This window comes from Streptomyces sp. NBC_01142 (assembly GCF_026341125.1).
Lineage (GTDB): Bacteria > Actinomycetota > Actinomycetes > Streptomycetales > Streptomycetaceae > Streptomyces.
Genome location: NZ_JAPEOR010000007.1, coordinates 26,294 through 38,624, shown reverse-complemented (window position 1 = coordinate 38,624; position 12,331 = coordinate 26,294). Strand labels below are relative to the sequence as shown.

Genomic DNA, 12,331 nt, shown 5'->3' with positions numbered 1-12,331 from the left:
TGGCGTATGCAAGGACTGCTCCCTCTGCCGGTGGCGGACAGCGGCGTCGGACGGGCGCTGTCCCGCCGGTGGAGAGCGCCTCACCCGGCCAGGTGCCCTGGCTGGAGGCTGCGTTCACGGCCGTTCCCGGCGGCCTTGGGCGGTGGCGGGGAGGCGGGCGTGGATGTGCTGGTGGTGGAACAGCGGGTCGAAGACCTCCCAGTCTGCGAGCGTCAGGTCGGGCGCGGCAGAGGTGCCAGCGTGGGAGGGGCAGCGCTGGGTGCGCCAGCGCAGCTGCTCCGCATAGGGCACGTGGGTGAGGTCGTAGACGGCCATGTCGGCTGCGGACAGGGCCAGTTGTCCGCGGGCGGCGGTGGCGGGCATGAGCCTCCAGACCCCTGCGGGTGCGTCCGGAGCAAGGATTCGGTGGGGGCAGCGGTGGCGCAGGCGGGTCTGGGCGACGCACTGGATGTCATCGACCGGGCGGGCAGCGAGATAGCGGCCATACAGGATCTGCAGCACGGGCCGGGCCGGCCGGCACACCGGCACTTCCGCTGCTGGCGGGTCACTGGGCGAGGGCGGAGTGAGGGCGCCGGAGTCGAGCAGGCGGCGGGTGCCCACCGCGAGGCGGCGGCGCAGTTCGGCCAGTTGCGGCGTCAGCAGCTCGGTGGGCTCACGTGCGGGGCACAGGACGGAGTGCGGGATACGGCACCACCGGGTGCCGTCGCCCGCGGCGTGCGCGATGCCGGAGTCGACGTGCCAGCGGCAGGAGACCGGGACCGCGGCTGCATCGAGCTCCTGCGGATGCAGGCCGACGGGTCGCCCATGGGAGCGGGTGTACCAGTCGATGCGGTTGCCGCAGTCACGGCAGCGTTGAGCCTGGGCGGTGCGCAGGAGCCGGCTGGGGCTGTCCGCGGCAACCCGCAGGGAACGCAGGCGTCGGGGCGTCGTGGGGGTGCCGTCCCAGCGATGGCCGGACGGGGTGGTGAGGGAACACATGGCCGCGAAGGTGACAGGCGACGCGCCGCAGGCACGGCGCCCGCGCCGTCAACGTCCCACGAACGACCCAATCTGCGGGAACTGGTGCGCGATCCATCGCACGTGCGCGCGATGCCGGTGACCGGATCGGGTGATCCGTCGAGAGCAGTACAACCGGGGCTAATCGGCTGCTTCGGCTGGGGGTGTGTGACCGTCGCAGAGGGTGCTGAAGAGGTGGTCGACGGGCACGCTGAGGGCGTGGGCGAGGGCGTGCCAGGTCTTGAGAGATCCGATGGTGCGGCCCTGCTCGATTTCGATGAGAGTGCGCCTGGCCAGGCCGCTGCGGCTAGCCAGTTCGTCATAGGTCCAGCCGCGCTCGCTCCTCAGCCGCGCCAGCTCCAGACGCAGCGCGGTGAGGTTCGGGTCGGGCGGGAAGATCGTCACCCCACCATCCGACGGTGCAGACACCTGCCCTGTCAGTGCAGACCTCTGCCCTATTTCCGCAGGTGGCCACGCCCAGCGGCAGGGCAGAGGTCTGCACTACGGTGCGGCCAACACCGCTCCCCTCGTCGGGTCGGCGGGAAGCGGGCTCTGGCCCCGCGCCGAAGTCAGGAGGAACGCGCGCCCCATGAGGCTGTGCACCATGCACCCCCCGGTGCCCCGCACCTGGACGGTGGAACTGCGCCCCCAACGCGGCGGACCAGTGCTCTACTGCCCCCGCTGCTCACCCGGCGGCCAAGCCCTGCAGGCAACCGCGGCACGGCCCACAGCCCTGGCGCACCTGGCCCGGCACGCCCGCAGCGACGCCCTTCCTCCCCATCTGCGCACCTGCCAGTGCCACGAACGCGGCTGCCGCTGGCACCCCCGCCACCGCGGCTGCACCGGACCCATCCTGCTCGTCCTCACCCGCGAACAGGGCGGTCGCATCTGGCGCCTGGCCGACATCTGCGCCTCATGCGCCGCCGCCACCCCCCACGCAGCCGTCGTCCCTGACACCGCTCTCGCTGCCCAGTCGACGCAGCATCTGCCAGAAGACGAACCAGGCCAGGGCCGGAGGCGCGCCAGGCGGCAACGTGGCCCGTCCGAGCAGGTCCGCGTCCAGGACATGCTCAGCTACCTCGCATCCGCACTCCCCACCGGCACCAGCCCCGAAGCCCGGCTGCTGGCCGTGCAGTGTGCGTTGCGCGCCGACCACCGCGGGCAGGTACGTCTCCCCGCCGGACTCCTGCGCAGCATGCGCCTGGCCCACGACCCCACGCCCTGGCATGAGTTGGAACGCCACCGCTGGTTCCACCTTGGGTCGCAGCAGAGCACCGGCTGCGCGCACGACCAAACCTTCACCGCCCAGCTGGTCGACGCCCTCAGCCGGGCGCCCGGCCGACCTGACCGTCTCCGGGCCGCCGACTGGGCACTACGCGTCACCTCCGCAGCACCGCTGAGAATGCTGCCCGCCAGTGCACGGCTGACCGCACTGGCCCTCGGGGCACACCGCTCCCCCGCCCACGCACGCACCGGCGTTGAAACCGACCGACTCAGCCGCGCATGCGGCACCACACCCGCAGACCTCAGCCCACTGCTCGATCAGCTCGTCACGGCCGGGACGATCAAAGCGTGGGCCTGTGACCCGCACACCGAAGAGCTCCACTGGACCCCCTCGCGCCCCGCGGTACGCCCTGCCGAATGAGGCCGGCTCACCGCAATGCTGGCGTGGCCACTCCCGGATGCCCGGGAAACAGCTCCCTTGTTGCCGGGATCACCGCCCGCCGAAAGTGCCCGTACTGGAGGTGAGCCATGAACAAGCTCGCGGGAAACCAAGAGGCACGCCCGATCCCGAACACGACTCCCCTGCTGGCGAAGCTGGCGCAGAAACGAACCGCCTGGAGCCTGTGGATCGCCACGGCCGTCATGGCGGCAATGGCTGTGGCTTTCGCGATTCCCAGCCGGTCGATGCCCCACCCGGAGTGGCACCCATGGGCACTCACCCTGGTGGAGCCCGTCATGCTCATTGCCTACGCCTTTCCAGGTTTCGTGGTGGCCAGGCGCCGACCACAGAGCCCTATCGGATGGCTGCTGTTGTTCTCCGGGTTCGGGGCAGTCCTCGACTCCCTGGGGGAGGCTTACGGGCTCTACGCGATTCCCCGAGGCATGCCGGGGGGTGTCTTGGGCGCGTGGGTGGCGAACTGGGCCTTCGCGTTCTACCTCTTCCCGGTCTATTTCCTGCTGCTGCTCTTCCCTGATGGGCGATTGCCGTCTGCACGCTGGCGGACACCTGCTGGCATCGTCGCCGCCTGCGGGGTGGTGGTAATGCTGTTCGCGGCCTTCGTGCCGGGCCCGATTGACCGTGACTACTTCCCGACGGTGCCCAATCCGGTCGGCACATCAGTGCTGTCGTTCGCCGCCCGGAATGAAGGCGTGTTCTCGTTCCTGCTTGTCGCGTGTCCGTTTCTACTAGCGGGCGCCTCCCTACTCCGGCGGTTTGGCGCCAGTGGTGGGGTGGCGCGCCAGCAGATCAAGTGGATGGCGTTCGCGGTGCTGGTGGACGTGGTCATGGTGGCCCTCGTCGTGACCTGGAACCAAGGTGTGGTGGGATCGATCGCGGTCGATTTGGCCAGTGTGGCGCTGAGTGCGGCCATCGCGGTCGCGATCGTGCGCCACAATCTGTTCGATATCGACCGGATCTTGAGCCGGTCCCTGCTCTATGCAGGGCTGACGGGTTGTGTGGCGGGGCTCTACATCGGGTCCGTGAGCCTCTTCGGGCTTGTGCTGCAACACTCGGCCTCCGGGGTTGCCGCGCTGCTGGCGACCGGTGTGGTCGCCGTTGCGCTGCAGCCGCTGCGTGACGTGCTGCAGCGTCTGGTCAGCCGGCTCGTGTACGGACTGCGGGACGACCCGTATGCGGCACTAGCCAGACTCGGCCGCCGCCTGGAAGCAACCACCGATCCGAAGCAGGTACTGCCGCAGGCCGCGGCGACGGTGGCGCAGGCGCTGGGCCTGCCGTATGTGGTGATTGAACTGGATGAGGCGACGGCGCCGGGCGACGTTAGGGCACCGGCAGCCGTGTACGGCGTCGAAGCTCCCGTCGCGCTGCAACTCGCCCTGGTGCATCAGGGCGAGGAGGTCGGCACGCTGATGGTGGGGGCGCGATCGGTCGAGGAACGCTTCTCGGCTGCGGATCTACGGCTGCTGCGGGACGTGGCCCGGCACATCGCGCAAGCTGCGGCGGGGGTTCGGCTGTCACTGGCGCTGCTGCGCTCCCAGGAGCACGCCGTCGCAGTACGGGCGGAAGAGCGCCGACGCCTGGCCCGCGACCTCCACGACGGCGTCGGGCCGGTCCTCACCGGCGCAACCTGGACCCTTCAGGCCGCCACCGCCAAGGTGCGGACCAATCCCGACGCCACGTACGACCTGCTGAACACCGCGCTGGTCCACATCCGGCAAGGGGCTGAAGATCTGCGCCGGCTCTCTATGGGGCTGCGCTCACCCGTTGACCAGCTGGGGTTGCGGGAAGCCGTCCTCGCCTACACCGACCGGATGTCTCTGGCTGTCCATGTAGAGCTGCCGGAGGAGATTCCCCGGCTTCCCGCGGCAGTTGAGGAAGCTGCGTACTGGATCCTCGTGGAGGCGGTGGCGAACGTACTGCGGCACGCGGACGCCGCCAACTGCTGGGTACGCCTTGAGTTGGACGACGACACGGTGACGATGACCGTCACTGATGACGGGCAAGGCCTGCCCACGCAGGTGCGCCCCGGCGTCGGGATGGGGTCCATGCGCGAGCGCGCCGCTGAAATCGGAGGCGAGTGCGAGATCAGCGCCGGAGACCGCGGCGGCACTGAGGTTGCGGCGCGCCTGCCGGTCAGCCTGCCCGGCGCAGAAAACCCCAACTACGAGGAGAAAGGCAGGACCGACTGATGGAACAGATTCAACCGGATCGTGCTTGCCGGCGACGACTTCGCGCGGCACGGACAGCAGGTGGATGGATTCGGTTCAGGAGCTCCCACCCGTCGGCAAGCTGAACTGCCCCTGAGCCGGTGACGGGCACGGTGATGCTGACTCACCCAAATCCCGGATACCCGGGATCCGGCTCCCTTGTTGCCGGGATCACCGCACATCGAAGTTGACCGTACTGGAGGTGAGTCATGAACGAGTTCACAGGAAGACAAACGGCACTCACGGCCCCGCACACGACGCGACTGATACGGCTGGCGCAAGCACGAACCGCCTGGATCCTGTGGGGCGCCACGGTGGGCGTGGCGGCTCCGGCAGCGGTCTTCGCGGTCCTGTCTCGAGCTACGCCACGCCCCGATTGGAATCCCTGGTGGCTGATGGTAATCGAGCCGGTGACCAGTGTGCTGCTCGCCGTGCCAGGACTCGTGGTGGCGACGCGTCGGCCACGCAACCCCGCTGGCTGGCTGCTGCTGGTCGCGGGATTGGGATCGGCCACCGAGTATCTGACCCATGCGTACGCGCTCTATGCGATCCCCCGAGATCTGCTAGGGGGTGCCCTGGCGTTGTGGGCGACCAACTGGTCCTTCGTCGCCTTCGATTTCTCAATCTGCTTTCTGTTCCTGTTGTTTCCGGACGGCCGGCTTCCTTCCGCGCGCTGGCGGATCCCTGCCAGATGCGTCGGCGGGTGCGGGATCCTGGTCCTGCCGGTCGGCGCCTTCATGCCTGGTCCGATGGGCGCGGGCTATTTCCCTTCGATGACCAACCCGGTAGGTATCCCGGCGCTGACCTTCACCGTGACGTACGTGGGTGCCGTGTCGGTACTGCTCATCCTGTGCCCGTTCTTGCTCTCGGCTGCCTCGCTGCTATTCCGCTTCCGTAGCTCCCCTCAGGTCACGCGGCAGCAGCTGAAGTGGGTCGCCTGGGCCGTGATGATGGCTGTCCTCCTGGTCATGGTGCACGTTGCGCTGCTGGATGCCGCAGCTGAAACGATCGCGATCGTCCTAGTCCCCGTGGTGCTGAGTGCGGCCATCGCGGTTGCGATCGTGCGCCACAACCTGTTCGACATCGATCGCATCCTGAGCAACTCCCTGCTGTATGCGGGGCTGACAGGCTGCGTCGTCGGTCTCTACATCGGACTCGTGAGTCTGTTCGGGTTTCTTCTGCAGCGTTCCGCTTCCGGTGTGGTCCCGCTGTTGGCGACCGGTGTTGTAGCCGTCGCATTGCAGCCGCTGCGCACCGTGCTGCATCGTCTGGTCAGCCGGCTCGTGTACGGATTGCGGGACGATCCCTATGCGGCGCTGGCCGGGCTCGGCCGCCGATTGGAGGCGACCATCGATCCGAAGCAGGTACTGCCGCAAGCGGCAGCGACAGTGGCCAAGGCGCTGCGCCTGCCCTATGTGCAGATTGAACTGAATGAGGCGACGGGGCCGGACGCCGCCAAGGCACCAGTAGCCGCGTACGGCATCGAAGCTCCCGTCGCGCTGCGGCTCGCACTGGTACACCAGGGCGAGGAAATCGGCACGTTGCTGGTGGCGGCGCGGTCGGTCGAGGAACGTTTCTCGGCCGCGGACCTGCGGCTGCTGCGGGATGTGGCCCGGCATATCGCACAAGCCGCGGCGGGGGTGCAGCTATCTCTGGCCTTGTTGCGCTCGCAGGAGCGCGCTGTCGCCGTGCGGGCCGAAGAGCGCCGCCGCCTTGCCCGGGATCTACACGACGGCGTCGGCCCGGTCCTCACCGGCGCCACCTGGACCCTTCAGGCAGCCTCCACGATGCTGCGGACCAACCCCGACGCCACACACGACCTGCTGGCCACCGCACTCGTCCACATTCGCCAAGGCGCCCAGGATTTACGACGTATCTCTATGGGCCTGCGCTCGCCGGTGGACCAACTCGGACTGCGCGAGGCTGTCCTGGCCTACACCGACCGCGTATCCCTGACCCTCCATACAGAGCTGCCACAGGAGATTCCCCGGCTCGCCGCGGCAGTTGAAGAGGCCGCGTACTGGATTCTCGTAGAGGCGGTGGCGAATGTGCTGCGACATGCAGAAGCCGCCAACTGCTGGGTATGCCTTCATCTGAGTGCTGACGCGCTCCTGATGACAATCGCGGACGATGGGCACGGCCTCCCCTCACGAATGCGTCCTGGTGTGGGGGTGGGATCCATGCGGGAGCGCGCCGCGGAAATCGGTGGCAGCTGCGAGATCCGGGCGAGGAGGAATGGCGGCACCGAAGTCGTCGCACGCCTGCCACGCGACCTGCCTGGCGCGCAGGACGCCGAGCTCGCAACGAAGGGCAGGTCCGTGTGATGGAACAGGTCATCCGAGTCGTGATCGCCGACGACCACCCCTTCGCCCGCTACGGCCTGCGGGTGTTACTGGACTCAGATCCCGACATCACCGTCGTCGCCGAGGCATGCGACGGCCGTGAAGCAGTGAGCCGCGTCCTTGAGTTCCACCCCGATGTCGTCGTAATGGACGTGCGGATGCCCAACGGCGATGGTCTGTGGGCCACCCAGGAGATCCAGCGCACCCGACCGGGAACGAAAGTCCTGGTGCACTCGGAACACGAAGCAGACCCCAACGTGATGGCTGCCATGCGCGCCGGCGCCTCCGGCTTCCTCCTCAAAGGAGGAGAAGACGTCACACAGCTCACCCGCGCCGTCCGCGACGTAGCGGCCGGCGCATGGATCTTCCACCTCTCCGACACCACCCGCATGCGCCCCTGGTTCGACCAACTGCGCACCGCCCGGCGGGACGGCGCCTTCCCCCAACTCACCACACGGGAAAGGGAAATCCTCAACACCATCGCCATCCCCAAGCAGACCACCCGCACCGCAGCCACCCGCCTCGGCATCAGCCACAAGCGGGTCGAGAACGCCCTGACCGAGATCAAGTCGAAGCTCGGAGCAGCCGACCGCGCGGACCTCATCGCTCTGGCACGCGCGGCAGGCCTCGGCACACAGCCTTGAGCCGGCACTCCCGCTGGTTCGGTAAGGCGCTCCCGTGACTGCGGGAATCCTCCGACTGCACGCTGGTTTCAACGGATCCCGCAACTGAGGGGTCCGCGGCGGAAGGGGAGGGACAGATGCACCAGGAGCAGCCGCAGTCCCGTATCAGGACCGGCACACCGCGCAGGCCCCGGCACTGGGGCAGGACAACACGACTATGGACACCCGTGATCAGCACCGTCATCACCACAGCAGCCGCGATCTACCAAGCCTGGCACGGCCAACCGCCCGGCTAACCCACACCGGACAACTCACCACGACACTCCAAGCAAGGCCCCACCTGGACACCCCTGCACGGGCCCCGGTGGGGCCTTCGCTTATACACGAGCCCGACAGAACCAGACCTGGCAGGAACCTGCCTGGACGCCAGTACAGCAGAAATCCGCCAGACCACGGGGCTTCGACCGCGACGCCTACCCGGTCAACCCCACCCCGCTCAGTGACCCAGGGTCGGGACTGTAAACGAACGGCTCTGTCGCATTTTCGGTGGTGACGAAGCGTGCATCTAGGCGAGCAGGATGCGGTGGCGGAGGAGTTCGCAGCTTGCCCGGCCGGACATCTGTCGCTTGATCAGTTTCGCTTTGTGTTGACGCCTTCGGTACCGCCGTTGTGGAAGGGGTGGGGCCGCTACGAAACTCGGGACATGGGAATCAGTAGTCAAGTTCGATGTAGTCGATGTCGGTGAAGGCGACTTGGAGGTCGTGGGCGCGGCGGCCGCGGTCTTTGAAGTAGATCTCCTGCAGGCCTTCAGCGGCGATGTCCCGAAGCTGCTGTTCGGTGGCGCCGGTGGCCTGGGCGTCGAACAGTCGGGCGGCGTAAGCCGGGGGCAGGGCCTGGGTGATCAGGCGGATGCGGGCGTCGTCGGTGGTGCCGGGGGCGGCGGTGTAGCCGAAGCGTGCGCGGGTCTCGATGATGATGCCGCCGGTGGTGGCGGCCTGTTTTTTTGCCTTGTCCCGTACGCGGGGCTGCCAGCGGCTACGCACCTCGGCGGCCAGGCGGGCGGCGAGCTCGGGGCGGGGGTGTTTGATCTGGCCTTTGAGGTAGCGCTCGACGGTGCGCTGGGAGATGCCGAGGAGGTCGGCGACCGCGCGGGTGCCCTTTTCGCTTTTGACGAGGTAGCGCATCTGGGCCGGTGCGGTCTTGGGGATGGGCCGGGTGAAGTGGCTGGTCGCGGCTTTGTCGAGGCTGTCGCCGAGGACGCCCATCGGTGTTCTCCTATTCTCCGTCGACGGCGGCGTCGGTGCCCTTGATGTGGCGGGCGATGTTGACGGCGGTGTCCGGGGATTCGAGGAGGGATTCGGCCCAGAGCAGGTCCTGGGTTCCTTCGTGCTTGACCATGCCGGGGCTCACGCCGAGGCGGAAGCCGCCGGGCAGCGCCTTGCCGTCCTCGGTGCGCGGGAGGAAGTCCAGCGGGCTGGGGCCGTTCGAGACGTAGACGGCGCAGTCGGATAGGACCGCGACCGGATACAGGCCCACGGCGGCGAGTTTGAGCATTTTGCGGTGCATGTTGATGCGGGCGGCGGCGATGACGGCGGCGCGGATGTCGGGGCGCCAGGTCGGCCGGTTGAGGGCGGGCCACGGCTCACCGGGTCGCCAGCCGCTGCCGCGGGGGCGTTCGCGGAGTTTGCCGATGCCGCCCTTGACCGTGGCTTTGATCGCGGACAGTACGGCGGCCTGGCCGGGGTCGGTGTTCTTGTGGCCGGTCATCGCGGTGAGGAAGTCGGCTTCGTCCATGCCGGGGGTGACGCCGCACTGTTCCATGGTGGCCAGGTAGGCGTCGCGGAGCCGGGTGTACCAGGCGTCCAGGTAGGGGCCGGTTTCGCGCCGCACGTAGGCCTCGATAGGCGTGATGTGGTAGCCGAGTTCGGCGGCGTAGGCGACGGTCGGTGTCGCATACCAGGCCGGGCCTTCGGGCCGGATGCCAGTCGGGGTGAAGGGGTTCGGCAGCCTGGGATCGAAGTCGATGTGGGAGAGGTCGACGAGCCAGGAGCCGGGCAGCGCCTTGTCGAACACCGGCTGCTTGACGTGTTCGGCGGGTCCGAGGCCGACGGTCAGCCGGTTCGCCGCGGCGGCGAAGGCCATGTTGACGTCGATACCGACCACGAACCGCTTCGCGCACTCCTCGTCGGTGAGCGGCCGGAACCAGTCGCAGGCCTCTTCATCCAAAACCTGGTCCGGGGTGCGCTGATGATGAACCGGGTAGAGGCCAGCGAGGACCGGGTGGCCGTCCGGGGCCTCCGGCGGTGCCGGATCCACGGGGACGGTGAGAGCACCGGGGTTCGGAGCGGACACCCACGTGCCGGACTCCTCCTCCTTAACCGCGCGAGTCGGCGGCCGGAGCGCTGTCATCAGCTCCAGGCCGGTGACGGCACTCGAGCCGAGCGGGGTGATGACCCGGGTCGCGTAGTCGACCAGAACCGAGGCGAGTTCGGCAGACGGCAGTCGTGTCGCGCTCCCCCAGGCCCGTTCGTCGAGCGCGTCCCACGGCAGAACGGCGAGCTGCACACACTGACGCTGCCCCGACTGCGCCGGCCGGTAGACCCGCGCCCACGGGCCGAAACCGCGCTTCGTCAGCTTCCACCCCGCCTTCGCAATCCGCTGCACCACCGTATGGTCCTCGGGCAGCCGCAGGCTCCGCCGATCCTCCAACACCACCGGAAGCCCCAGCCGTTCGGCAGCCGAGGCGCTAAGGACGATCAGCGGGTCGGCGTCCTTGCCGTTGCGGTGCAGCCGCGGCGCACCCAACTTGGCTTCGCGCAGGACCCATTCCACGAGTGCCGGGATGTCCGTCGCCGGGCATTCCAGCACCAGGCCCCCTGCGCAGTAGGCGCTCCCGTCACCGTCCAGCACCGCGAGCGGACCGTGCGCAAACCGCGGATCAACAGCGGCAACAGCTGGGTTCGCGGCGTTCTTCTTCGCAGCCGGACGACGTGATGAGCGCGAGGCCGCGGGGATCGGCGGCTCTTCCGGGCGCCGCGCGGGCGTCGGGGCCACTGGCACGGCCGGCCGTGGTCCGGTCGCAGGCTCGGAAGCCACGGCCACAGGCTCGGCCTGCGGGGGACGAGCCGCTGGATTGGCCGGGGCTGGCGCTGGCGCTGGCACGGTGGGCGGAGGCACAGGATGACAGGCGGACAAGCCCTCAAGGAGGCGGATGTAGGCAGCTCGCTTCGGCGGCCGCGGCTCGGTCCGCCCCGACTCCCAAGCAGTCACCGTCTCCCGCCGCACCACGAGCGCCCGGGCCACCTGATCCTGACTCAAACCCGCCGCTTCCCGCAGCCGCTTACGCTCCCCCGGCTCCGGCAACGGGTCCTGCGCCGCCTGCTCGAGCAGGGCATCAACCGAAGCAAACAACTCATCCTGCTCGTTGGGCACAGGAACCACCTCCGATACCCAACCCTACCCCAAGCGCACATCGAAACACACTTCAAACACACGCCGCTAAGGGTCTGAGTTGTGCCTGTGCGGGGAGCCGAGCAGCAACGGGCATTCCCCTCAGCCGTGCCTGAGTGCACGGGGGTTGGGGCCCAAGAGCCGGTGGAAGACCGCTGGCATGAACGCATGGGGGACTCTGCTCGCAACGGTGCTCGGTGCTGCCATCGCCCTTCTGGGGCAGCACTTAACCAAACGCAGTGAAGCGCGCACGAGGACGACCGAAATGTTGCTGAACGCATGTGCTCACGTGGTCGCCTCAAGCAGTGACCTGCAACCGGATCTGGGAGGAGCACGCGCTGCATCTTGAGGGCCGGGTCGTCGAACGGGACCTGGCAGGGCACCGCCTGGCATCCGCACGCGTGGAGATTCTCTCCGTCGACGCCGGGCTCGTTGCGGCGTTGCGTGAGGTCAATGAGGCGGGCAAGGCCCTGGGGGCCTATTGGCGGCGCGGAAACACCGAGGAGGCCGAATACCAGGCCCGCCGCGACCGGTACCGCGCAGCCATGCACGCCTTCACCGAGGAGAGCGGCCGCACGATCCGCAGCCTCTCCGTTCATTCTTGACAGACCTGCCGCTCGCCGTTCATCCGCATCACACAGGGACTGTCAGTGGGTGCTGTTACCGTCCGCCGTCGTGGACTCCAGGGCTGCGGACGGGGCGGGCTGGGATGCGAGCGGAGACCGAGCGGCGACAACATCCGCTGTGGCTGCAGTTGATGGTGCTGAGCGAACCAGGGGCGGTGCGTCTTCTGCGGGACAGCACCCGCCTACGCGCTCGACCACGAGCAGGCGGTATGCGCAGACGGGCCCGATGCCTGGTGGAACCTCGTCCCTACCCGCCGGGACTGCAACCTCTGGAAGAACGGACGCACAGCGAAGATCTGGGTGCGGGACATGAAGCTGGTGCACCAGCGGCCTGAAGTCTTCTCCGGGCGCGCCATGCCCGCGGAGGTGTACCTGGGCATCGAGAGCCGTGTGGGGCAGACGCAGC

At 68.5% G+C, this 12,331-nt stretch carries 9 protein-coding genes; 5 read left to right on the top strand and 4 right to left on the bottom strand.

The window, feature by feature from the left end; genetic code table 11:
- Positions 1-114 precede the first annotated feature (114 nt).
- Together OG883_RS45180 and OG883_RS45175 are read right to left on the bottom strand one after the other, a co-directional pair.
- Complete coding sequence (locus OG883_RS45180) at positions 115-978, bottom strand: DUF6083 domain-containing protein (protein ID WP_266554572.1); 864 nt, start codon at positions 976-978, stop codon at positions 115-117.
- Positions 979-1,137: 159 nt separating this feature from the next.
- Entirely contained in the window at positions 1,138-1,401 is a 264-nt protein-coding gene (locus OG883_RS45175; RefSeq protein WP_266554570.1) for a helix-turn-helix transcriptional regulator, read from the bottom strand.
- Between the two features lie 199 nt (positions 1,402-1,600).
- On the opposite strand from OG883_RS45175, the gene OG883_RS45170 reads away from it, so the two are divergent.
- The 4 genes from OG883_RS45170 (at position 1,601) to OG883_RS45155 (ending at position 7,870) form a co-directional block, all read left to right on the top strand.
- Positions 1,601-2,641 (top strand): hypothetical protein, encoded by a 1,041-nt coding sequence (locus tag OG883_RS45170; protein ID WP_266554568.1) that lies wholly within the window; start codon positions 1,601-1,603, stop codon positions 2,639-2,641.
- A gap of 107 nt (positions 2,642-2,748) precedes the next feature.
- Entirely contained in the window at positions 2,749-4,866 is a 2,118-nt protein-coding gene (locus tag OG883_RS45165) for a GAF domain-containing sensor histidine kinase (RefSeq protein WP_266554566.1), read from the top strand.
- A gap of 227 nt (positions 4,867-5,093) precedes the next feature.
- Positions 5,094-7,208 (top strand): GAF domain-containing sensor histidine kinase, encoded by a 2,115-nt coding sequence (locus tag OG883_RS45160; protein ID WP_266554564.1) that lies wholly within the window; start codon positions 5,094-5,096, stop codon positions 7,206-7,208.
- Positions 7,208-7,870 carry a response regulator transcription factor gene (locus OG883_RS45155; protein WP_266554562.1) on the top strand — a complete coding sequence of 221 codons (663 nt, stop codon included), beginning with the start codon at positions 7,208-7,210 and terminating at the stop codon, positions 7,868-7,870. Before OG883_RS45160 ends, OG883_RS45155 begins: the two co-directional genes overlap by 1 nt.
- A 689-nt stretch (positions 7,871-8,559) precedes the next feature.
- Here the strand turns inward: OG883_RS45155 and OG883_RS45150 are convergent.
- Both OG883_RS45150 and OG883_RS45145 read right to left on the bottom strand, forming a co-directional pair.
- Positions 8,560-9,114: an XRE family transcriptional regulator gene (locus OG883_RS45150; RefSeq protein WP_266554560.1), complete on the bottom strand. Its 555-nt coding sequence runs from the start codon at positions 9,112-9,114 to the stop codon at positions 8,560-8,562.
- 10 nt (positions 9,115-9,124) lie between these two features.
- A complete protein-coding gene (locus OG883_RS45145) occupies positions 9,125-11,281 on the bottom strand; it encodes a DNA-binding transcriptional regulator (protein ID WP_266554558.1) in 2,157 nt (718 codons plus the stop codon).
- Between the two features lie 323 nt (positions 11,282-11,604).
- Here OG883_RS45145 and OG883_RS45140 point away from each other — a divergent pair, with 323 nt between their 5' ends.
- A complete protein-coding gene (locus OG883_RS45140; RefSeq protein ID WP_266554556.1) occupies positions 11,605-11,904 on the top strand; it encodes a hypothetical protein in 300 nt (99 codons plus the stop codon).
- Positions 11,905-12,331: the final 427 nt, after the last annotated feature.

Bases quoted from the DNA above. Each gene is read 5' to 3' on its own strand.
- OG883_RS45180 (WP_266554572.1), bottom strand. From the start codon at position 978: ATGTGTTCCCTCACCACCCCGTCCGGCCATCGCTGGGACGGCACCCCC.
- OG883_RS45170 (WP_266554568.1), top strand. From the start codon at position 1,601: ATGCACCCCCCGGTGCCCCGCACCTGGACGGTGGAACTGCGCCCCCAA.
- OG883_RS45165 (WP_266554566.1), top strand. From the start codon at position 2,749: ATGAACAAGCTCGCGGGAAACCAAGAGGCACGCCCGATCCCGAACACG.
- OG883_RS45160 (WP_266554564.1), top strand. From the start codon at position 5,094: ATGAACGAGTTCACAGGAAGACAAACGGCACTCACGGCCCCGCACACG.
- OG883_RS45155 (WP_266554562.1), top strand. From the start codon at position 7,208: ATGGAACAGGTCATCCGAGTCGTGATCGCCGACGACCACCCCTTCGCC.
- OG883_RS45150 (WP_266554560.1), bottom strand. From the start codon at position 9,114: ATGGGCGTCCTCGGCGACAGCCTCGACAAAGCCGCGACCAGCCACTTC.